Annotated in this window: 15 protein-coding genes; 3 read left to right on the forward strand and 12 right to left on the reverse strand. The window is 61.8% G+C overall.

Annotation, left to right across the window (positions count from 1 at the left end):
* Window positions 1–50 precede the first annotated feature (50 nt).
* The 3 genes from ACFPN2_RS08215 to ACFPN2_RS08225 are packed head-to-tail and all read right to left on the reverse strand — an operon-like array spanning window position 51 to window position 3585.
* Window positions 51–1439 (reverse strand): aspartate aminotransferase family protein, encoded by a 1389-nt coding sequence (locus ACFPN2_RS08215; protein ID WP_380596125.1) that lies wholly within the window; start codon window positions 1437–1439, stop codon window positions 51–53.
* A gap of 43 nt (window positions 1440–1482) precedes the next feature.
* A complete protein-coding gene (locus tag ACFPN2_RS08220) occupies window positions 1483–2817 on the reverse strand; it encodes a glutamine synthetase family protein (RefSeq protein WP_380596126.1) in 1335 nt (444 codons plus the stop codon).
* 3 nt (window positions 2818–2820) lie between these two features.
* A complete protein-coding gene (locus ACFPN2_RS08225; RefSeq protein WP_380596127.1) occupies window positions 2821–3585 on the reverse strand; it encodes a gamma-glutamyl-gamma-aminobutyrate hydrolase family protein in 765 nt (254 codons plus the stop codon).
* A gap of 248 nt (window positions 3586–3833) precedes the next feature.
* On the opposite strand from ACFPN2_RS08225, the gene ACFPN2_RS08230 reads away from it, so the two are divergent.
* Window positions 3834–5207 carry a glutamine synthetase family protein gene (locus ACFPN2_RS08230; RefSeq protein WP_380596128.1) on the forward strand — a complete coding sequence of 458 codons (1374 nt, stop codon included), beginning with the start codon at window positions 3834–3836 and terminating at the stop codon, window positions 5205–5207.
* Window positions 5208–5216: 9 nt separating this feature from the next.
* On the opposite strand, the gene ACFPN2_RS08235 is transcribed toward ACFPN2_RS08230, so the two are convergent.
* The 5 genes from ACFPN2_RS08235 to ACFPN2_RS08255 all read right to left on the reverse strand — a co-directional run bounded on the left by ACFPN2_RS08235 (window position 5217) and on the right by ACFPN2_RS08255 (window position 13450).
* A complete protein-coding gene (locus ACFPN2_RS08235; protein ID WP_380596129.1) occupies window positions 5217–5900 on the reverse strand; it encodes a YbbN family protein in 684 nt (227 codons plus the stop codon).
* Window positions 5897–8659 (reverse strand): TonB-dependent siderophore receptor, encoded by a 2763-nt coding sequence (locus ACFPN2_RS08240; protein ID WP_380596130.1) that lies wholly within the window; start codon window positions 8657–8659, stop codon window positions 5897–5899. The genes ACFPN2_RS08235 and ACFPN2_RS08240 overlap by 4 nt, the downstream gene beginning before the upstream one ends.
* Before the next feature lie 106 nt (window positions 8660–8765).
* A complete protein-coding gene (locus tag ACFPN2_RS08245; RefSeq protein ID WP_380596131.1) occupies window positions 8766–9656 on the reverse strand; it encodes a FecR family protein in 891 nt (296 codons plus the stop codon).
* On the reverse strand, window positions 9653–10192 hold the full coding sequence (locus ACFPN2_RS08250; protein ID WP_380596132.1) for an RNA polymerase sigma factor: 540 nt from the start codon (window positions 10190–10192) through the stop codon (window positions 9653–9655). Before ACFPN2_RS08250 ends, ACFPN2_RS08245 begins: the two co-directional genes overlap by 4 nt.
* A gap of 78 nt (window positions 10193–10270) precedes the next feature.
* Complete coding sequence (locus ACFPN2_RS08255) at window positions 10271–13450, reverse strand: amidohydrolase family protein (RefSeq protein WP_380596133.1); 3180 nt, start codon at window positions 13448–13450, stop codon at window positions 10271–10273.
* 86 nt (window positions 13451–13536) lie between these two features.
* Here ACFPN2_RS08255 and ACFPN2_RS08260 point away from each other — a divergent pair, with 86 nt between their 5' ends.
* Window positions 13537–14820, forward strand: coding sequence for an NAD(P)/FAD-dependent oxidoreductase (locus ACFPN2_RS08260; protein WP_380596134.1), 1284 nt, complete (start codon window positions 13537–13539; stop codon window positions 14818–14820).
* 139 nt (window positions 14821–14959) lie between these two features.
* Window positions 14960–17005, forward strand: a complete 2046-nt coding sequence (locus ACFPN2_RS08265; protein ID WP_380596135.1) for a response regulator — start codon at window positions 14960–14962, stop codon at window positions 17003–17005.
* On the opposite strand, the gene queD is transcribed toward ACFPN2_RS08265, so the two are convergent.
* The 4 genes from queD to aguB form a co-directional block, all read right to left on the reverse strand.
* A complete protein-coding gene (gene queD, locus ACFPN2_RS08270; protein WP_380596136.1) occupies window positions 17006–17362 on the reverse strand; it encodes a 6-carboxytetrahydropterin synthase QueD in 357 nt (118 codons plus the stop codon). It abuts the gene before it with no gap.
* A gap of 54 nt (window positions 17363–17416) precedes the next feature.
* A complete protein-coding gene (locus tag ACFPN2_RS08275) occupies window positions 17417–17791 on the reverse strand; it encodes a hypothetical protein (RefSeq protein ID WP_380596137.1) in 375 nt (124 codons plus the stop codon).
* 219 nt (window positions 17792–18010) lie between these two features.
* A complete protein-coding gene (gene rlmKL, locus ACFPN2_RS08280) occupies window positions 18011–20215 on the reverse strand; it encodes a bifunctional 23S rRNA (guanine(2069)-N(7))-methyltransferase RlmK/23S rRNA (guanine(2445)-N(2))-methyltransferase RlmL (RefSeq protein ID WP_380596138.1) in 2205 nt (734 codons plus the stop codon).
* A gap of 125 nt (window positions 20216–20340) precedes the next feature.
* On the reverse strand, window positions 20341–21216 hold the full coding sequence (gene aguB, locus ACFPN2_RS08285) for an N-carbamoylputrescine amidase (protein WP_380596139.1): 876 nt from the start codon (window positions 21214–21216) through the stop codon (window positions 20341–20343).
* Window positions 21217–21236: the final 20 nt, after the last annotated feature.

A 21236-nucleotide genomic window follows, 5' to 3' on the forward strand; every position in this document is an offset into this window, starting at 1 on the left:
CGCAACGTTGGTTGTTGCGCGGGAGCGTAACGCAGAAGCGGGGGCGTGGGCTACAACCTACCTTGCCGGTGTAGCTCTTGCTGGGTCTGATCCAAAGCGGCGCGTGCCTTTTCGACCAGCTCGTCGATTTGCGCATGCGTGATGACCAAAGGCGGTGCAATGATCATGGTGTCACGCACCGCTCTCATCACCAGACCGTTGGCGATACACAGGTCCCGGCAGATGACGCCCACGTCGCCGGGATCCGGGAAGTTCAGGCGCTTGGCTTTGTCCTTGACCAGTTCGAGCGCGCCGATCAGCCCGACGATCCGTGCTTCACCCACTAAAGGATGGGAAGCCAGTTCAGCCCAGCGCCGTTGCAAGTACGGACCGACGTCATCGTTAACCCTGTCAACGATGCGCTCGTCACGCAGGATTTTGATAGCGGCACAGGCGACCGCGCAGGCCACAGGATGCCCCGAGTACGTGAAGCCGTGATTAAACTCGCCGGCCTTGACGGTCATGACCTCGGCCACCCGGTCGCCGACCATCACGCCGCCGATCGGCAAATACCCCGAAGACAGGCCTTTGGCGATGGGCATCAAGTCCGGCCGGATGCCGAAATATTCCGAGCCGAACCAGCGGCCAGTGCGGCCGAAGCCGCAGATCACCTCGTCGGCGACCAGCAAAATGCCGTATTTATCGACGATGCGCTGGATCTCGGGCCAGTAGGTCGACGGCGGAATGATCACGCCGCCCGCTCCCTGAATGGGCTCGCCGATGAAGGCGGCGACTTTCTCCGGCCCGATCTGCAGGATCTTTTCTTCGAGGGCCCGCGCCGCGACCCGACCGAACTCTTCGGGCGACAGCTCGCCGCCTTCGCCGAACCAGTACGGCTGACGAATGTGCACGATGCCAGGAATGGGCAAGCCGCCCTGCTCGTGCATGGGCTTCATGCCGCCCAGGCTGGCACCGGCCATGGTGCTGCCGTGATAAGCATTGTGACGACTGATGATGACCGTGCGCTCGGGCTGGCCGAGCACGTTCCAGTAATGACGCACGGTGCGCACGACGGTGTCGTTCGCTTCCGAACCTGAACCGGTGAAGAACACGTGCTTGAACTGCGGCGGCGTCACTTCTGACAGCAACCGCGCCAGCTCGATGGCCGGCGGATGGGCCACCTGAAAGAAGCTGTTGTAGTACGGCAGCTCCTGCAGCTGCTGGTAAGCGGCGTCGGCCAGCTCGCGCCGGCCGTAGCCCAGGTTCACACACCACAGCCCGGACATGCCGTCGAGAATGCGACGGCCGCCGGACTCATATAAGTACACGCCCTCGGCGCGGGTAATGACCCGCGTGCCCTTCTTACTTAGCGCCGCGTGGTCGGTGAATGGATGGATGTAATGGGCGGCATCGAGCGCCTGCCACTCGCTGGTACTGCGATCCGGAATGGAAGACGCCATGATGGATTTATCTGAAACGGCGGAAATAACTCATGGTGGTTGATTACACATTCAATAGCAGATGCTCGCGCTCCCAGGAGCTGATCACCTGCAAAAACGTTTCGTATTCGTTCTCTTTCACGGCCGCGTAGGCGATGACGAAACGCTCGCCGAGGATCTCGATCAACGGCCGGCAGTCACGCAGCAGCCGCAGCGAATCTTCAATGTTGCGGGGAAGAGAGAACGGCAAGTCATACGCGCTGCCGGTGATGGGCTCGCTCGGCTTGAGTCCTTCGACCATGCCGAGATAGCCGCACGCCAGCGAAGCTGCGATGGCCAGGTAGGGATTCGCATCGGCACCGGCGATCCGGTTTTCGACACGACGGTTTTTGGGATTCGCCACCGGCACGCGTAGTCCCGCGGTCCGGTTGTCATAACCCCATTGTGTATTGATCGGTGCGGAGTAATGCCGCGTGATGCGCCGATAGGAATTCACGTTCGGCGCGAACAGCGACATGGCCGCGGGCAAATACTTCTGCAGGCCCGCGATATGAGAAAAGAACAGCGGCGACGGACGGCCTTCGGCGTCGCTGAACACATTATTGCCGGTGCGACGATCCACGATGCTCTGGTGAATGTGCATGGCGCTGCCGGGCTCGCGGGCCATCGGTTTCGCCATGAACGTCGCATACATCTTGTGACGGAGCGCCGCTTCGCGCGCCGTGCGCTTGAACAGGAACACCTGGTCGGCGAGCGACAACGCATTCCCGTGCAGCAGATTGATTTCCATCTGCGCCGCGCCGTCTTCGTGAATCAGCGTGTCGATCTCGATGTCCTGCGCTTCGCAGAACGCATACATGTCGTCGAACAGCGGATCGAACTCGTTGACCGCGGCGATCGAATACGACTGACGCCCCACTTCCGGACGGCCCGAGCGGCCGATGGGCGGCTTCAACGGGTAGTCGGAGTCGGTGTTCGGCTCGACCAGATAGAACTCGAGCTCGGGCGCGACGACCGGATCCCAACCGTGCTGGGCATACAGCTCGAGCACGTGTTGAAGCACGTAGCGCGGCGCCATCGTCACTGGGCGCCCGTCGGAATAGAAGCTGTCGTGAATCACTTGAGCGGTCGGCTCGGCCGCCCACGGCACGACACGAACGGTGCTGGGATCGGCCTTCATCACCACGTCGATTTCCGACGGGCTGATGGCGCGCTCTTCATCCGGATAATCGCCGGTGACCGTCTGCAAGAAGATGCTCTCGGGCAATCGCATGCCCTCTTCTTCGGCGAACTTCGCCGCCGGCATCACCTTCCCGCGTGGCACGCCGGCCATGTCGGGAATGACTGCCTCACACTCTGAAATGCCGTGTTCTTTGAAAAATTGTTGAATGGCGCTCATACATCACCTTGCCGCTCGCTGGCGGGCACGCTCGCGCGCGGCTTCGCCAAAAGCGGCAAACAGCGCACGCGAAAAAGGGTTGTCCTTGAACTTCCACTCGGGATGCCACTGCAGCCCGAGCGCGAGCGACGGTGCATCCGCCGCCCGAAACGCTTCGATCACTCCATCCGGGGCACGCGCCTCGACCACGAGACCCTTGCCCAAGGTCTGCACTCCCTGGGAGTGCAATGAATTCACTTTCAATCGCTGCTCGCCCGACAGCCGCGCGAGCAGCCCGTCCGGTGTCAGCTCGATGTCATGCGCCGGGCCGTACTGTTCATCGAGCGGCGCTTCCGTGTCCTCGCGATGATTCCGGTAGCCCTGCACTTCGTGCAGCTTCTGCCAGAGCGTGCCGCCGAACGCGACGTTCATCTCCTGAAAGCCCCGGCAGATCGCCAGCAGCGGCAAGCCCGCTTCGACCACTCGCGGAATCATCGGTAGCGTCGTCGCGTCCCGATACGCGTCGTGCAGCGTGCCCGGATCGCTGGCCGGTCCGTTGTACCGATGTGGCTCAACGTTGGACGGACTGCCGGTCAGCAGGATGCCGTCGAAGTCCGCGAGCAGCTCACGCGCTTCCAATCCGTCACCCAACGAAGGAATCAGGACCGGCACCGCTTGAGCGCCTTCCGCCACCGCGGCGATGTATTTCTCGCCGACGCAGTGGAAGTAATGGTGGCCCAGCAGACGCCTGTCCGCCGGAATACCGATAAGGGGCCTACGAGTTGACACGTTTAAGATCTTTAACAACCGGCCAGATCGATGGCCAGGTCGCGAGGCATCATTTAACCACAACCGGGGCCGGGCCGCCCGTCCGGGATTGGATGATGGGGATGAAACCCTCTATGTTCAATGGCTTATATGAGCCACTTTGCTGTCCGCCCCCTTGCCGGCCGTCCTTGGGACTGGCTATCCTCGCTGCCGGGCCGGCGCCTGCGGGACGCCCGATGCGCCTCCAAATCTTAAACAGGTAATCCCTTATGGCGGTCACTGACCCCTCTGTGCAGCTGACCTCCTTCCGGCAGCAACACCCCCATACGCGCTTTATTGATGTACTGCTCGCGGACTTGTGTGGAATTCCGCGCGGCAAGCGCGTGACTGTGGCCGAGCTGCCCGGGATGTACCACGGTTGCTTCCTGTTACCCGGGTCGATGTTCGCGCTCGACGTGCTCGGCGGCACGATTCAGGAAACCGGCCTCGGCTTCAACGAAGGAGACGCCGACCGCCGCTGCCTGCCCATCGACGGCACGCTGGTTCCTGTGCCCTGGCGACCGGGCGAAGGCCTCGCGCAGCTGCAGGTCTCGATGGTCGATCACGACGGCTCGCCTTTTTATGGCGACCCTCGGCATGTGCTCGCTTCGGTGTTGAAGCGCTTCTCTGCTCTGGGGCTGACGCCGGTCGTGGCGATCGAGCTGGAGTTCTACTTGCTCGACACGGAGCGAACAGTGGATGGCCGCGCGCAACCGCCTCGCCTGCCACAGACTGGTCGCCGCGAATATCAAACGCAGATCAACTCGATGGTGGACTTGAATGAATACTCGGCGGTGCTCGCCGAGATCTCCGCCGCTTGTGAGATTCAACAGATTCCCTCCGGGACCGCGCTGGCCGAGTACGGCCCGGGGCAGTTCGAGGTGAACCTGCATCACTCTTCCGATGCGCTACTCGCCTGCGATCAAGCCATCCGCTTCAAGCGACTGGTACGAGGCGTGGCGGCTCGTCACGGCATGGAAGCGACGTTCATGCCGAAGCCCTACATGGATCATGCCGGCAGCGGCGCTCACATTCATGTGAGCATGCTCGATCGGGACGGTCGCAACATCTTCGCGTCCGAAGATCCCACCGGAAGCGCTTCGTTGAAACATGCGATCGGCGGGCTTGCCGCGACGATGGCGGACGCCATGCTGATCTTCGCACCGACGGCGAATTCTTATCGTCGCTATCGATCGGAGTCGTACGTACCACTCAATCCCAGCTGGGCCGTGAACAATCGCGGCGTGGCTCTGCGCATCCCCGCCAGCACCCCAGAGAACCGGCGCATCGAGCATCGCGTTGCCGGCGCGGATGCGAATCCTTATTTGCTAACTGCGGCGGTACTCGCCGGCATCCACCACGGCTTACAACGCAACCTCGATCCAGGCTCCCCGGTAGCGGGGAACGCATATCGTGATGCCGTTACCACGCTACCCATCACGTGGCCCGAGGCCGCGCTGAAGTTCGAATCCAGCAACGTGTTACGCGACTACCTCGGCGAGAAATTCCACCGTCTGTTTGTAACGACCCGCCGCGGCGAGTTGCAGGCGTTCGAGTCGCACGTCAGCCCGCTGGAATATGCGTGGTACGCGCGAACGTGCTGAGTCATACGATCACAGTTCGCCACGTCTCCTTTGCATGCGCCATTGCTCCAATCGCGCGAGCTTTTCCGGGTCTGTCATCATCCGCCGCATCTTTGCAACGTATGGCTCGAACCAGGCGGCGATCGTCTCGTACGGCTCCTCGGCGCTCATATAACCTTTCAGTGAACCGTTCACATCGAACAACAACAGCGGCTCGGGGCTGAGCAGGATCATGAAGCGCCTGGCGAGATCATAGTTGCGGATCAAATCGACTCTTGCCACTCGCCCATAGGGGCTGACCTCTTGGGCGAGCCGCTGCATTGGCAGGCATGCATCCGGCGCACCGATTCGCGGCTTGTGAAAATAAACGATGGTTGGCTCGGGAAACGCCTGGAATGCAGCGTCGAAGGATTCCGTTGTAAGGACCATGACCGAAGGCATTTGCGCCAGCCGTTCCGCTTCAATCTCCTCGATGGCCGCCGGCGTAAGCTCACCTGAGTTCGCCCATTCGATGAAGGACGCGTGCGCTGCCGCCTCTGCGTTCGTCATCTCATCCTTACGCTTCGCCGCCACTTTCCGGCACGCCGATCTGATCAGCTCGTAGCAATATTCGACAGGTTCGGCACCGTCCGGCGCATCTATTGGCGCGCTCGCGGCGACGGCGCGGGCTGCCTCTCTAGGCAAAAACTGATCGTCTGTGTAATCGGACATCACCAGCTTCCTCGCACCGACACCGTGGCGGAGCGCGGAGTGCCGTACCAATTTCCGCCGATCGGCGACCCGGAGACCGTTTGATAGTAGGTTTTGTCAAACAGGTTCTCGATGTTGAGCGCCATCGACCACTTGTCGGAGAGGCGGTAGTCGATCCGCGCGGCGACAACTGCGTAGGACGCCACGGTGAAGGAATAATCCACTCGGTCCGGAGGAGCGGAGGAAACGCAGGGCTGCGCGCCAGTGATCGGATCGGGCGGCGTATTCGGATTCAGATTTACGCAGATCGAACCGCTGTAATATCCGGAGGACTGGCCGTTGATGCCGGCCGAGAGAGTCAGCCCGGCGAGCACGCCTCCATGCCCCGCCGCGCCAAAGTCGTAGCTGGTCCAGAGCTTGTACAGATGTTTCGGTTGGATCGAGACAATGGGCTTGCCCTCGTCCCTGCCGTAATAGCTGCCTTCCCGCTTGGTTTCGTCATAAGTGTAGCTGGCTGACAGCTGCCAGCCCGGCAGCAGCTCGCCCGTCGCCTCGAGATCGCCGCCGTCGCTCAGCTCCAGCCGGTCGGGATCGACGAGGTAGCAACAGACAACGCCCGGCGACACTTCCACGATAGGCGCATCCGGGGAAAACATGCCGAATCCCTTCTGCCGGATGCGATAAGCGGCCAACGTAACATTGAGCCGGCCGTCGCGCGGCGACCATTTGAAACCCGCTTCCCAATTGGAGCCGGTGACAGGAGGCAGAGGCCGATGATCTACATCGAGGTTGCGGCCTTGACTGATGTAGATGTCGGTATATCCCAGATACGCGCTCAGGGATTTCGTGATGTCGAAAGAAAGGCTCGCCGCCGGCGGCCAACTCACATCCTCGTCGCGAAAGCCCTCGCGCGCAACCGAATAGACATCGCCGACCTGCATTCCAAGGCAAGCGCCCGTCGTGTTCCTACAATAGGTTTCCCGCACATTCGCAAACTCGTAGCGGCTCCAACGCAACCCCGTGGTGAGGTGGAGCCGATCGAAAGCAGTGAGGCGCAGGTTCAGATATGCGCTCGACTGAACGGTGTCGTACACGGGATAGAAGACGTTCCGCAATGGATTGCGCGGCTCGGAGTAGAGCAGGCCGGCCGGATCGAAATTGAAAACATCGATTGGGGGCTGAGAGCCGTCGGGAGAGCCCGAATAGAAGCTGGGTCCGCCCGCGTAGGGCTGGTAAGGCGCGGCCGCGGTGCCCGAGATCAGGCTCATATAGCCCATGCGCCCCGCGCCATCGCTCTTGACCCGGTTGGCGCCGATTGTAACTTCCTGCCGCTGACCGAACGCAGTGAACGCGCCGCTCAGCACCACTTCCGTCGAGAGCTGGTCGCTGGCGTAGTCGTTGTAGGTGCCCGTCAATATCGGGCCTCGCAGGTTGTTCGGGTTCACTCCGCCCTGGCTGTAGCCGAGCTTCTTGCTGTTTTGCTGTCGATTGCGTGTGAGATCGATGTCGAGAGTCCAAGCATCGCCGAGCTTCTGTTCGACACCACCGAAGATCTCGGTCGTCTCGAAGTCCCAACGATTCCATGGAAAGCACAGACAAGTCGACCGTGGTAGCCCGAGATCCCCGCCTGTTTGATAGAAAGGCAAACCACCCTGCCACGGGACGCTGTCCTGCCGCGTGTAGCTGATGCCGCCTGTGACCAGCGTGGTCGGCGTCGCATCCAGCTGAGCGATACCGTAGATCAGCGCTTTGTTGTCCTTGGCCGTGTCGTAGAAATAGTCATTATCTTGATAGGTCAGGATCAACCGGCCGCGCAACTTCCCTTCCAGCGCGAGCGGCGAGTTCGCATCGGCGACCACACGATAGTTGTTCCAACTTCCCGCCTGCGCGTCCATCTTGAACTGCGCGTTGTCGAGCGGCTTCTTGCGCACAAGGTTGACCGTGCCCGAGGGATCGCCATAGCCATTGAACAACCCCGCCGCGCCGCGCAGTAACTCCACATGATCGTAGATGGACATATCGATCTGCGGATAGAAGTCCATGAGCGTCGAGAGCGGCGCGCCGCCGTCCACTTGAATACTCGTGATCGCGAAACCGCGCGAATAGAAAGTGTTCTCGATGCTGGTCGCGCCCTGCACCAGTGTTATTCCCGGAAGCTGCCTCAGCGCGCCGGTGTAGTCCGTGACGTTTTGCTGCTCCATTCGTTCGCTCGTCAGCACGGACAATGACTGCGGCACATCCTTGAGCGCCTGTGGCGCCTTACTGCCAACGGTGAGCGCACCGCTGGTAAAGCTCCCGGTTCCCTCAGTCGCGGTGATGTCGCGCGAGCCGTTTATGCCATTCAATCCGGCGGCCCGACCGGCCTCACCGAAATGAGGCGACTGCTCCGCGCCCTCGACGCGAACCGGCCCCAGCACGCGAGTGTCGTTGGTCTGCTTCGGCTCGATCGTGACAGCGCCGGTGGAAAGATATCGATAGCTGACATTCAAACCTTGCAGCAACCGCGTCAGCGCACCGTCGATGGACATACGCCCCCGAATGCCTTCGCTGCGCATCCCCTGAACTGTTTTGGATTCGTACACGAATTGCAGATGCGCCTGTTCTCCGAATCGAGCCAAGGCCGCCGCCAGCGGGCCGGCAGGCACATCAAAGCTCATTTCTTCCGGAGAGATCGCCGCGGAGGGCGGCTTGGATTGCGCCCCGGCCGGCTGCGTCAACAACGACAGCGCGATCGCCGCCCCACAGGCCCATCGGGCCCCGCGCCCGGCTACGAAAGTCGTCATGAATCACCTCGATCTCACACCCACTGTATCGATCGGGTGTTAAGACAAAGGTCACGACCGAACGCCTAACCCGTCCCCGCGAAAAATTTTTCCCGCGTGGATCGCTTTACGGCCGCATTACCAACGTCAGCCACGGAGTCAGGGCGATGGTGCGCAAGCCTTGCGCTTGCACAAGCGACTCCAATCCGCGCTCGCTCTCGTCAACGTCGATCGCGAGATTGACCTTCTTGTCCGGCAGCGAACCCAGGCTCAAGATCATTCCCCGACGGTAGCGATCGATGATCGCCAGGGCGTCCTGCAGCGAGGCGTTCTCTATTTCTATGCGGCCTCGATGCCAGGCCACGGCGCTGTCCGAGCCCGGCTCTCTCGTCACCGCTTCGCTCGAGGCAGTGAGCTTTTCGCCCGCGGCCAGCGTGAGCGCATCGCCTCTGACGTTGACTTCCACACGTCCGTGGGTGACTTGAACAATCGCGCCGTCATCCAGGCGCGTCACGGCGTAAGCAGTCCCTTTCGCCACCGCTCGAACATCGTTCGCCTCAACCACGAACAACACGTCCGGATTGCGCTTCACATCGAACCAGGCGCTGCCTCGTAGCAACCGTATGCGCCGTTCCGCGGCGGTGAATTCGACCTCGATCGCGGATCCGCTGTCGAGAACCGCCATAGAACCGTCCGGTAACATCGTGCTCTTTACTTCACCGACGACGCTCGCCACGTCGGGAGGCGTCCCATCGATAACGAACGCGAGCCCCACAGCCAGCGCCGCGACGGCGGCTGCGAGTCTCAACGCCACGGTTTGCTTGATCTTGGGGCGCTCTTCTGTGAACACATCGCCGAGCCGGGACCAAGTGCGCCTCGCGCGGTCGAACGCCTCGCGATGGGCGCTCGAGCCCGCCAGCCAGGTCTCGAAGGCATGCAGCTCTTCATCGCGGATGTCTTGCGAGGCGAGCCTGACGACCCAGCGTTGGGCGATGACGTCCAGTTCTGTCTCGCTCACGGCGCATCCTGCCGGAGCGGCGCCAGACGCGCCATGGCACGACGCATGTGCTTCTCGACCGCCGTCTTGGAAATGCCGAGCTGGAGGGCGATCTGACTCTGCGAGATTCCTTCGCAGCGACTCATATAAAGAATCCGACGTGTCTGTTCCGGCAGCTCGGACACGAGGCATTTCATGCGTGCCACTTGCTGCCGCTCGGCCAGCTCCTGCTCCGGCGTCTGCTGCTCCAGATCGGCGCACAGAAGCTCTTTGGCACGTTCGAGCGTAGCTCGGCGCCGCTTCGTGGCAAGGGCGTGATTGACCAGGAGATTCGCGGCAATTCTGAACAGGAACGCCCTAGGGTACTTGATCGGCTGCTCTCGACTGGCCCGGAGTGCGCGCTCGAGCGCTTCTTGTGCCACATCCTCGGCGTTCGCGGCACACCCCAGCTTGCGCCTCAGAAACCCGACCAGCTGCGACCGATGCGACACCAATGTGGTGGGCTCGCTCGCCGCAAGCACGTCCTGCGCAAACTGATTTGTCTCTGACGCGCTCAAGCAAGACCCCGCCATGGCATCGAGGTGTAAACGAGCGAGCACGCGCCGAGCCGCAAGCCGGCTCGCGGCAGCCCTCGATCAGCGGGTCATGTCGGGCGCGTCGCTCCAGAACCATTGCCGCTCGAGCTTCTTCTCCCGGGGCCAAACCTCATCGAGCGTATTCGCGTCGTACATCCGCCCGTTCTTCATCACGAAGCGCAACGAATTCGTGTTCGTGATATTCGCCAGCGGGTCGCGATCCAGAATCAGCAGGTCCGCAAACTTGCCCGGCTCGATGCTGCCGATCTCGGTCGCCCGCCCGATCACCTCACTCGACCCAATCGTCGCCGCCCGCAACACTTCATGTGGCGTGGCGCCGCCCGATGCGTACGCTTCCAACTCCCAGTGATAGCCGATGCCCTGCATCTCACCATGGCTTCCCACACCAACCAACCCGCCCGCGCGCTGAATCGCCAATGCATCCGCCGCGAAGGTCGGATAAGTCTGATCCTCATGACGCGTCCACTTCTGCGTGCGCGTCTTAACATCGAGCAACCCACCGGGGATAAACCGCTGCACCTTCGCATCCCCCTGCGGCACATGACCGATCGTCATTTCATATAACGCCGGCTTACCCCCATACAACACGCTGATCGTCGGCGTATAGGAGATACGGCTCTTGGCGAACAACTCGACCACATCCTTATGGAGCGGCGATATGGGCAGTGCGTGCTCGTTACCGGCGAACCCGTCCAATGCATGAGTCAAGTTCAGACGCAGATCGCTCGCGCCTTCGGTCGTCGGCATCATCCCCAGCGCGCTCGCGCCTTGAATCATGAACTGCCGCTCCTGCCGCCCGCCGACCATGTACGACTTGATATTCCGGGTCCGGTAGTAATCGCGATAACGCGTCAGCACGTTGCGCGCATCGGCTTCGGAGTGAATCTCGCTGCTCACGAACACGCCTGGCCCGGTGGAATAAGCACGGGGGCCCAGCATCAAACCGGCATCGATCATGTCCTGATAACCGAAGACATCGACGGTGAACGGTTGCACATCCAGACCTGATGTCACGCCGTAAGCGAGATTCGCCAGGAACGGCCACTGATTTGGCTCGAGGATGTCACGCCGGATCTCCGCCCAATGCGCGTGCGTATCGACAAACCCCGGCACGATGTACTTGCCAGAAACATCGCGCACAACCGCACCCGCTGGCACCTGCACGCTGCCCTGAGCGCCGACGCCGACGATCTTGTTGTTCACAACCACGACATCGGCGTTGGGCAGGACCTCATCGCCACGCATCGTGATCACCGTCGCGCCGCGTAACACGACAGTACCTTCCGGCACATCGCGCTTAACCTCAACAACCGCGTCGAAGCGCTCGGCGGACTTCTCCGCATCAGTCACATTGCTCAACGAAACGCGACGGAACGACGAGCCCACCGACCAAGTAATCGTGCGCCCTTCGTCAGCCCAGCCGAAATAGTCCGCGCCGACCGCCGTGAGCTTCACGACCTTCGTGGCCGGGCTCAGCAAATTAACAACCGCCGGCTCCTCACCCAGCGACGGCGGCACAGCGACCAGATAGAGCTGCGAAGCGGCCTTCGCCAGTGCCCACTGCCCATCGGGACTGAGTCGCACCTCGTCGACCGGCGCGGGGCCGTCAACATACTGCGAGGGATGACGCGACAGAATGACCACGACGCGGCGCGGCTCCGATGAAGGCTCATCGGTCCGTAGCGTCTTCACGCCTTCGGGAGTGAAGAAACGAATCAGATTCGGCTCGCGACCGACATCGAGAAAGCGGGCACCGTGAGCATGAGCAATGAGCTGCGCATCGCCGCCGCCGGCCGGTAAACGAATAATGTCAGTCGCGCGACTCGGATCGATCTCCGATCGCGTGCGCAATCGATCGTAGTGACTCGCACGAAGCGCCAGCACGCTCTTGCCATCCGACGAGAACACAGGCTCGGTGTAATACGCCGCTTCTTTCGTGAGTTGTTTCGGAGCGCTGCGTCCGCGCGCCGACAGGGTCCACACCTGCCCACCCTCGAGAGGATTCCAAGTCACAAATGAAATCGTGCGACCGTCCGGCGACCAGGAGGGTTGATAGCCTGCGGCGAGTGGGCGGGGCCTGGCATTCGCTTGCAGATCGAGCAGATACAACTGACCCAACGCGGAGAACACGACGGAGCGACCATCCGGCGACTGCCTTGGCCGCTGAATCACTCGCACTCGAACCGGACCGGTTTCCTCATGCTGCTCGACGCGAGTCTGCGGGCCGATATCCAGCTCGACCTTCGCAGTAAAAGGAATATCGCTCAGCTTGCGACCCGCCAGCTCCAGCCGTTTGATCTTGCCACCGACGCTCAGAATGAGCGCCCGGTCATCCGAGGTGAACGTGTAACGCGGCAGCAGATTCGCGTAGTAACCGCCGTCATGTCCGTCGCGATCGACGGGATACAACAGCCATTGATCGTCCCCCGAGCTCAGATCGCGAATGCGCAGACCCGTGTCGTTGAGATGGCGGCTGGCGTACACCAGCTTGCGACCATCGTGAGAAACCGCCGGCTGCAACGCTTCACCGAGCGACTGGACGATCTCCTCGTCCTTACCGGTGCGCAGGTCGCGACGCGTGATGGACCACTGCGGCGGCTCCTTCTCGGTCCAGGTAGTGCCACCCTTTGAAGAGAAATACATGTAGCGACCATCGGGCGAGATCACCGCGCCCAATACATTGCGCCGATTGTCGAAGTCCTCCGTGCCCGACGGCTTCGCCTTGGTCACCTGCGTGCCGAGACCGCCGTCTTTGTTGAACAGAAAGACTTCGAACGCCAGCGTCGCATGCACCATGCGCGACGCATAGACATAGCGGCCATCGGGCGACCAGCTCGGTCCAGTCCATACAACCGCCCCCTCATCCTGCGAGAGCTGTCGCGGATTGCTGCCGTCCGAGTTCGCGATCCACAGATTGCTGGCACCGGACCGATCGCTGATGAACGCGAATTGCTTGCCATCGGGCGAGAACACGGGATTGGCGTCGAAGGCCGGTCCGGAAAGGACCAGCCGTGCCTGACCGCCGCTGCTGCCGATGGAATAGATGTCGCCCAGCAGATCGAACAGGATGCTCTTGCCGTCGGGCGCAACGTCCGGCGCCATCCAGGTGCCCTGGTCCGTCTCGAACGAGATATGCCGCGCCGACGCGAGCGGCAACGACGCGCCGGCAGTCGCCGCCATCAGTGACAGCAGCGAAGCAACGAGAGCCCTTTTGATCATGCGTTCGATCCCCAATGGACTGGCTACCTATGAAAGACGCACGGTCGCGGAAAACCGTAAGATAGAGACTCTGCCTGGAGCACGATTTGACCACGGATCCCAACACTGCCGTCTCCTACTACGCGGCTTCCGCAAACCCCGCGCCTGAGCATCCCCAGCTCAAAGGCGATGTGACCGCGGACGTTTGCGTCATTGGCGGCGGCATCGCGGGCTGCTCGACCGCACTCGATCTGGCCGAGCGCGGCTACAAGGTTGTGCTGCTCGAGGGACAGCGCATCGGCTGGGGCGCATCCGGTCGCAGCGGCGGTCAGGCCATCGGCGGTTATGCCAGCGGCCAGAGCAAGCTGGTCCAGCAGGTCGGCGCCGAGAACGCGAAGCGGATGTGGGACATTTCGCTGGAAGGCCTGCAACTGATCCGCGATCGGGTCGCCAGATACAACATCGATTGCGACCTGCATTGGGGCCAGATGCACGTCGCCATCAAGCCGCGTCAACGCGACGCACTGCTGCACGAGAAGCGCGAAGCCGAGGAAACGTACGGTTATCGCCAGCTCGAATTTCTGGAACGTGCCCAAGTCGAATCGCTGCTGGAGACCAAACGCTATTCCGCCGGTCTCTACGACAGCGGCGGCGGACATTTGCATCCGTTGAATTACACGCTGGGCCTCGCTGCCGCAGCGAGCGCCGCGGGTGTCGCTATCCATGAGCGCTCGCTCGTTACAAACATCAGCTACGACCAGCCTGCGGTCGTGAGCACTGCGACCGGCCGCGTCAAAGCGAAGTTCGTGGTGCTCTGTTGTAACGCCTACTTGAACACGCTCGTGCCGTCGCTGCGTTCACGCATCATGCCGGTGGGCACATATATCGTCGCGACCGAGTCGCTTGGCGAAGCGCGCATGCAACGACTCATGCGTGAGAACATCGCCGTCACGGATATCAACTTCGTGCTCGATTACTTCCGGCGGTCGGCGGACGCTCGGTTGCTGTTTGGCGGCCGGGTCAGCTATTCCGGCCTGGACCCGTTCAACACCGCCAGCGCGACCCGCAAGCGCATGCTCAAAGTGTTTCCTCAGCTGGCCGACGTGCGGGTCGAATACGCCTGGGGCGGGTATGTCGACATCACCATGAGCCGCGCCCCGGACTTCGGCCGTCTGGCCCCGCATGTTTATTATTTACAGGGGTTCTCGGGGCACGGGATCGCGCTCACCGGCATCGCCGGCCGCCTGGCGGCCGAGGCTATCGCCGGGCAGGCCGAGCGTTTCGACCTGTTCACCCACCTGAAGCACCGGAATTTCCCCGGCGGCGAGCTGCTTCGCATGCCGGCGCTGGTCCTGGCCATGCTCTGGTACCGGGCTCGCGATTTGCTCTAGCCGGCGGCCGCCGCTGGAACTTCCGCCGCTCCAGAGCATTCACAATCTGCGCTCGGCCGGTCTGGCTGCCGAGACCTCCTGAACGCCATTAATAAAGTGGGTCGCCGCTTCGAGACGACCGGGTGTATCCAGTGCGCGAATGAACCAGGTGACCGACACCGGCTCGACGCCCGACGCCTCCGCCAGCGTCGGGCCCGCTCCAGCATCGGCTGAAGCCCGGCACCGTCCTGGCATCCTGCTGGTCGATGACCAGCCCGCCCGCTTGCTGACCTATGAAGCCGTGCTTGCCGGTCTGGAGGTCGAGTGTGTACGCGCATTGTCGGGTAGAGAAGCGCTGAAGCAGCTGCTGACCCGGGAGTTCGCGCTCATTCTGCTCGACGTGAACATGCCCGACATGGACGGGTTCGAAACCGCCCGCGTGATCCGCGAACATCCCCGTTGGGAGCGCACGCCGATCATTTTCGTCACCGGCATGAATCTCACCGAACTGGATCAGCTCAAGGGCTATGAAGTCGGCGCCATCGACTACATCTCCGTGCCCGTGGTGCCGGAGATTCTTCGCACCAAGGTCACGGTACTGACCGAGCTGCATCAGCGACGACGTCATCTCGAGGCACTGAACTCATCGCTCACACAGGCGCGCAACGATCTGGAGGAGCGTCACGCCAGCGCCCTCGCCGAACGCGATGCGCAGCTGCATGCCATCTTCGAGCATCCCACCGAATTGTTCGTCGTGCTTCAAGCCGTGCGCGATTGCGAAACCATCGTCGACTGGCAATACCGGGATGCAAACACCAATGCACTCGAGCTGCTTGGCCACAACCGCCAGCAGTTGCTCGGTTGCCGTCTAACGGAGATGTTCGATCCGGAACAAGCCAGCCGGCTGATCGCCAAGTGCGCTCAGGTGCTACAGACGAGGCAACTCGTTCGTTACGAAGCGCAGTACCGCGACCAGGATTTCTTCATCACCTTGTTTCCCATGGGGCCCGACTGCGTGGTCGGCTCCGGCACCAACATCACCGAGCGCAAGCGGACCGAAGCGGCACTCAGACACAGCGAAGCACGCTACCGCGCGAGCGAAAAGCGGTTGCGCGAAGCCAACGAACGCAAGGACGAATTCCTCGCGATGCTGAGCCACGAGCTGCGCAATCCCGCCGCCGCGATCGGTAACGCCGCCCAAGCGCTGTCGCGCCTGGTGAATCATGAGAAGGAACAATCGCTGATCGGCATCGTGGAGCGCCAGATCGGTCATCTCGGCCACTTGCTGGACGATCTGCTCGACGTGTCGCGCATCACGCAAGGCCGCATCGAGATCAACCGCGAACGGCTCACCTTACAGTCGTGCATCGACATCGCGCTGGAGACCACGCAGCCGTTGCTTCAGGAAAAGAAACATCGGCTCACCTTGAGCATGTGCCCGGAACCGCTCTGGGTGAATGCCGACAAAGTGCGCCTGGCTCAATGCATCGCGAACCTGCTGACGAATGCGGTCAAGTACACCGAGCCCGGCGGCGAGATTCGCGTGCGAACCTTGATCGAGGACAACGCAGCGATCGTTACCATCGCCGATAATGGCATCGGCATGCCGCCCGAGCTGATCCCCCGCATGTTCGAGCTGTTCGTCCAGGGCGAGCGCACGCTGGACCGCTCGCAAGGCGGGCTGGGCATCGGGCTCGCCGTGTGCCGCATGCTCATGGAAATGCAGGGCGGCAGCGTGACGGGCAGCAGTCCCGGCGCTGGACACGGCTCGACATTCACGCTGCGCATGCCGCTCGCGAACGAAACATCCGATCCGTCGACGGGTGAAACGGCCGATAGCGGCGGCCCGGCGCGCGTGATGATCATCGATGACAATCGCGACGCCGCCGACTCGCTCGCGCTGTTACTTCAGCTCGAAGATCACGCCACGCTGACGGCCTATTCCGGCGCGGAGGCGCTGTCACAAGCCGCCAGTTTCAATCCGCAGTTCGTGCTGCTGGATATCGGCCTGCCAGAAATGGATGGTTATGAAGTGGCGCGTCGCTTGAAGACGCTGATCCCGCAGGCACGACTGATTGCGGTGACCGGCTACGGATTGGCAGGGGACAAACAACGCTCGGCCGATTCAGGCTTCGAAGCACACCTGGTGAAGCCGGTGAGCCTCAGCGATATCCAGACGACCTTCGCGTCGCTGACGACGAGCTGATCAGTCGCCGCGATATTCGCAGCCGCTGGTGCAAGTCTCGTGAATCACGACCTTGCTCAGCAGCGGCAGCACCGGCTTGGCCTGCTGCCACACCCAGCGCGCCAGATTCTCGCTGGTGGGATTCTCCAGCCCCTCGATCTCATTCAAATAGTGGTGATCGAGCCGGTCGTAGATGGGCTGAAAGGCGGCCTTCACATCGGCGAAATCCATCACCCAGCCGGTCACCGCATCGACCTCGCCGCTCACGTGCAGCTCGATACGAAACGAATGCCCGTGCAGACGCGCGCACTTATGACCCGCCGGAACGTTCGGCAGGCGATGCGCAGCCTCGATGGTGAAGACACGGAAGATGTTCATATGTGAAAAAGGCGCCGCAAGCGGCGCCTTTCGATTATCTCAGCTGCTGAAAGTTTACGCAGCTTTGCGACGACGCGAGCTGGACGCGCAGCTGCACGTGCCACAGGTGCAACGGATGGCGTTGCAATCGCTGCAGACCGCGAAATCCACCGAGCCGTAGTGGCGACGGCACGATTCGCAGTAAGGCTTGCGACGGCCGGTGCGGGCAGTCCGGTACGACTCGACCGCGGCGGCGCTCTGGTCAGCCGACTCACCTTCGCAGGGGTTCAAATCCTTGCTGACGATCCCACGCATGAAAGTGCTGGAGGTCATCGAGCCGACCTTGAACAAGCGCATCTGTTCGCGGGCCAGGCCCATCTGAGCCACGGGGTCGTAGATCACCACGCCCAGCTTGGGATGAAAATGAACCTGGAACGGATCGCCGCTCATAACAATCACTTCACAATCGAATGGAGTTGGTGGCCAGACGAGGGCCTGTAACGCGGGCGCAATTGTGCTGCAACAGGTCCGTCATAGCAATGCGCTTGCACCCGTATTCGGCGCTTTTTTTAGCGGGGAAATCGCAGGGCTCACCCTTTTGGGGCAGCAATTCCCTGAAGACCCTCACGCGCCAGTGGCCATTCAGACCACTGGCGGTGGGTCTTTCGCTCAGGGCAGGGCCGTCCGGCCAGCAGATTTTTCAGTAACTTCTACGGAGGCTCGCCGTAAGACATAACAAGCATGGATACGCGGATTGCGCTCGAAGTCCTTCGGCAACGTGCGCCGACCGACATCCTCGATCTCGAATGCTGCGAGCCCGTCGCGATCCAGCCGAAAACGCGTGTAATTATTTGAGAACACGATGGTGCCGTCGGGGGTCAACAGCTGCGCAGCAAGCGTCAATAGTTCGACGTGGTCCCGTTGCACGTCGAAGTCCTGTTCCATGCGCTTGGAGCGTGAGTGCGTCGGGGGATCGATAAACATCAGATCCCAGCGTCGCGATTTATCCCGCTGCTCCCGCAGCCAGGCCAGGCAGTCCGCCTGCACGAAGCCGTGTTCGGGCCCGGCGAGATTATTCAACGCCAGGTTGCGTTTGGCCCATTCGAGATAAGTTCGGGACATATCCACTGTCGTCGACGAGGCGGCGCCGCCACCCGCGGCGTAGACAGTTGCCGTGCCCGTGTATGCAAACAAATTCAAGAAACGTTTGCCGCGCGCCAGCTCGCCGACATAACGACGCGTCAGGCGGTGATCCAGAAACAGCCCGGTATCCAGATAGTCGGTGAAGTTCACCGCGAACCGGTACGGCTGCTCGCGCACGATGTGATATTCGCGCTCGTTATCCAGCTTTTCATATTGAGTGCCGTCTTTCTGCTGACGACGCTCGCGAATAAACAAGCGATCTTCGGCCAGGCCCAGCTCGTGTGGAATCACCGCAAGCGCTTCGTTCCGACGCGCACGCGCCGCTTTCGGCTCGATGGTCTTCGGCGGGGCATACTCCTGCACGACGACCCAGCGGTCGTTCTCGCCATTGCTGTACTGGTCGATCGCGAACGCGTACTCAGGCATGTCCGCATCGTAGATGCGATAGCAATCGACATCCGCGCGACGTGCCCAGTCCTGCATGGTCTTGAGATTCTTGCGTAAACGATTGGCGAACATTTGTGCGCCAGGCCGTTCGCGAATCTCGGCTGCATCCGGCGGCTTGCGCTCGACGGTGTACTCAGCGGGCGTTACATCGAAACGCAATAGCCGGCACTCGATGCGCCCGTTGAACAGCGTGTGCGTCCGGCGCGCATCGATGCCGACGGCCTTGGCCAGCGGCGGATTGCCCGTCAGCACAGCCGCTTTCCAACCCTCGAAGTGCTCGCGCAGCTTCGCGCCCAATGTTTGATAGAGCGCTTGCAATCGATCCTGTTCGCCGATGCGCTCGCCGTACGGCGGATTGGTGACGACCAGCCCGGTCGGCGTCTCGCTCTGACGCGTCAACTGCTCGAGATCGCGTCGTTCGATATGTACAACGCCGCGCAGCCTGGCACGCTCAACGTTCTCGATCGCGGCACGAACCGCGGTCGCGTCGGCGTCGTAGCCACGCAATGTGACTTTCTTCGTCGCCGCCGCCTCCCGACGATCGCGAGCTTCCTGAATCAACCGCTCCCACAAAGCTCGGTCGTGCCCCTGCCAGCGAATGAAGCCGAAGTAGCTGCGCAACAGCCCGGGCGCAACATCCAGCGCCATCAGCGCCGCTTCGATCGGCAGTGTGCCCGAGCCGCACATGGGATCGACCAGATCGCCCCCTTCCTCGGCGATGGTCGGCCAGCCACAGCGAAGCAATACAGCAGCGGCCAGATTCTCCTTCAACGGCGCAGCGACACCCCGAGCGCGATAGGCGCGCCGATGCAAGCTGTCGCCGGAAAGATCGAGGCTGACGGTTGCGCGATCGCGATCGAGCCGCACATCGATGCGAACATCGGGCTGCTCCAGCTGCACGGATGGCCGCTCGCCCGTTCGCTCGCGAAACTGATCGACGATGGCGTCCTTGGTCTTGAGCGCGCCGAAATGCGTATGAGTAATACCGCTCGAGGAACCGCCGAAGTCGATGGCCAGCGTGCCTTTCGGGCTGAGGTGCTGTTGCCAGTCGATGCTCGCGATGCCCTGATACAACTCATCTTGAGTCGCCGCTGGAAATGTGCCCAGCGGCATCAACACACGACTGGCCGTACGCGACCACAAACAGGCGCGATACGCGACTTCCAACGAGCCTTCAGCTTGAACGCCGAGCTTGAACTCGCGCGTTTGAGTCGCGCCGCAATTCCGCAACTCCGCGGCAGTGAGATCCGCGACACCCGGCGGACATGAAACGAAAATTTGCATGAATACCTTTACCCGCGTTTTTGGACGCGGCCTCTCCTAACCGGAGAGAAACAAATAAAACCCGCGCGCTCCCGCCCGGAAAAGCAATTGAACTCGCGCCCTCCGCTGCCGGAGAGCGCCATCAACTAGATCGCGCGTTGCCGGCCGTCGAGCGTCATGATCGGGCCGTACAACTCGGGTCGGCGATCGCGGAACACGCCCCAAGCGTTGCGATAGTTACGAATCGCCTCGAGGTCGAATGTCGCGGTCAGGATCGCCTCGCCCTCGCGCGGCGCCTGCTTGACGATCGCGCCCGTTTGATCGGCGATGAACGACGAGCCGTAGTAAGTCACTTGCCAACGCTCGCCTTGCTCGGTGCCGACCCGATTGGACGCCACCAGCGGCATGATGTTGGACGCGGCATGACCCTGCATCGCGCGCTGCCAGTGATCGCGCGAATCGATGCTCAGGTCCTGCGGCTCCGAACCGATGGCGGTCGGATAGAACAAAATCTCCGCGCCCTGCACGGCCATGGCACGCGCCGACTCCGGGAACCACTGGTCCCAGCAAATCGCGACGCCGATGGTGCCGAAGCGCGTCGGCCACACCTTGAAGCCGGTGTCGCCGGGCGAGAAATAAAACTTCTCGTGATAGCCCGGGCTTTCGGGAATGTGCGCCTTACGATAGGTGCCGAGCAGCGAGCCATCCGCATCGATGATCGCAACCGAGTTGTAGAAGGCGTTGCCCGCCCGCTCATAGACGCTGCAAGGGAGCACGACATTCAGCTCGCGCGCCAGATCCTGAAAGCGACGCACGGCCGGATTCTCCGCGATCGGCATCGCCACCGAGAAACACTGCGGGTTGTGCTCCTTACAAAAATAAGGGGTCTCGAACAGCTCCTGGATCAGGACGATGTTCGCACCCTGCTTGGCCGACTCACGCACCAGCCGCTCGGCGGTGGCGAGATTGGCCGTGCGATCCGGCGTGCTGGCGAATTGAGTGGCGGCAACAGTGGTCTTCATGACGGCTTCGGTCGCTCTGA

This window comes from Steroidobacter flavus (genome assembly GCF_042651805.1).
Taxonomy (GTDB): domain Bacteria; phylum Pseudomonadota; class Gammaproteobacteria; order Steroidobacterales; family Steroidobacteraceae; genus Steroidobacter; species Steroidobacter flavus.

What these genes read in the sequence shown, in the direction of transcription:
- ACFPN2_RS08215 (WP_380596125.1), bottom strand. Translation starts at nt 1,439, where the DNA reads ATGGCGTCTTCCATTCCGGATCGCAGTACCAGCGAGTGGCAGGCGCTC.
- ACFPN2_RS08220 (WP_380596126.1), bottom strand. Translation starts at nt 2,817, where the DNA reads ATGAGCGCCATTCAACAATTTTTCAAAGAACACGGCATTTCAGAGTGT.
- ACFPN2_RS08230 (WP_380596128.1), top strand. Translation starts at nt 3,834, where the DNA reads ATGGCGGTCACTGACCCCTCTGTGCAGCTGACCTCCTTCCGGCAGCAA.
- ACFPN2_RS08240 (WP_380596130.1), bottom strand. Translation starts at nt 8,659, where the DNA reads ATGACGACTTTCGTAGCCGGGCGCGGGGCCCGATGGGCCTGTGGGGCG.
- ACFPN2_RS08255 (WP_380596133.1), bottom strand. Translation starts at nt 13,450, where the DNA reads ATGATCAAAAGGGCTCTCGTTGCTTCGCTGCTGTCACTGATGGCGGCG.
- ACFPN2_RS08265 (WP_380596135.1), top strand. Translation starts at nt 14,960, where the DNA reads ATGAACCAGGTGACCGACACCGGCTCGACGCCCGACGCCTCCGCCAGC.
- queD (WP_380596136.1), bottom strand. Translation starts at nt 17,362, where the DNA reads ATGAACATCTTCCGTGTCTTCACCATCGAGGCTGCGCATCGCCTGCCG.
- ACFPN2_RS08275 (WP_380596137.1), bottom strand. Translation starts at nt 17,791, where the DNA reads ATGAGCGGCGATCCGTTCCAGGTTCATTTTCATCCCAAGCTGGGCGTG.
- rlmKL (WP_380596138.1), bottom strand. Translation starts at nt 20,215, where the DNA reads ATGCAAATTTTCGTTTCATGTCCGCCGGGTGTCGCGGATCTCACTGCC.
- aguB (WP_380596139.1), bottom strand. Translation starts at nt 21,216, where the DNA reads ATGAAGACCACTGTTGCCGCCACTCAATTCGCCAGCACGCCGGATCGC.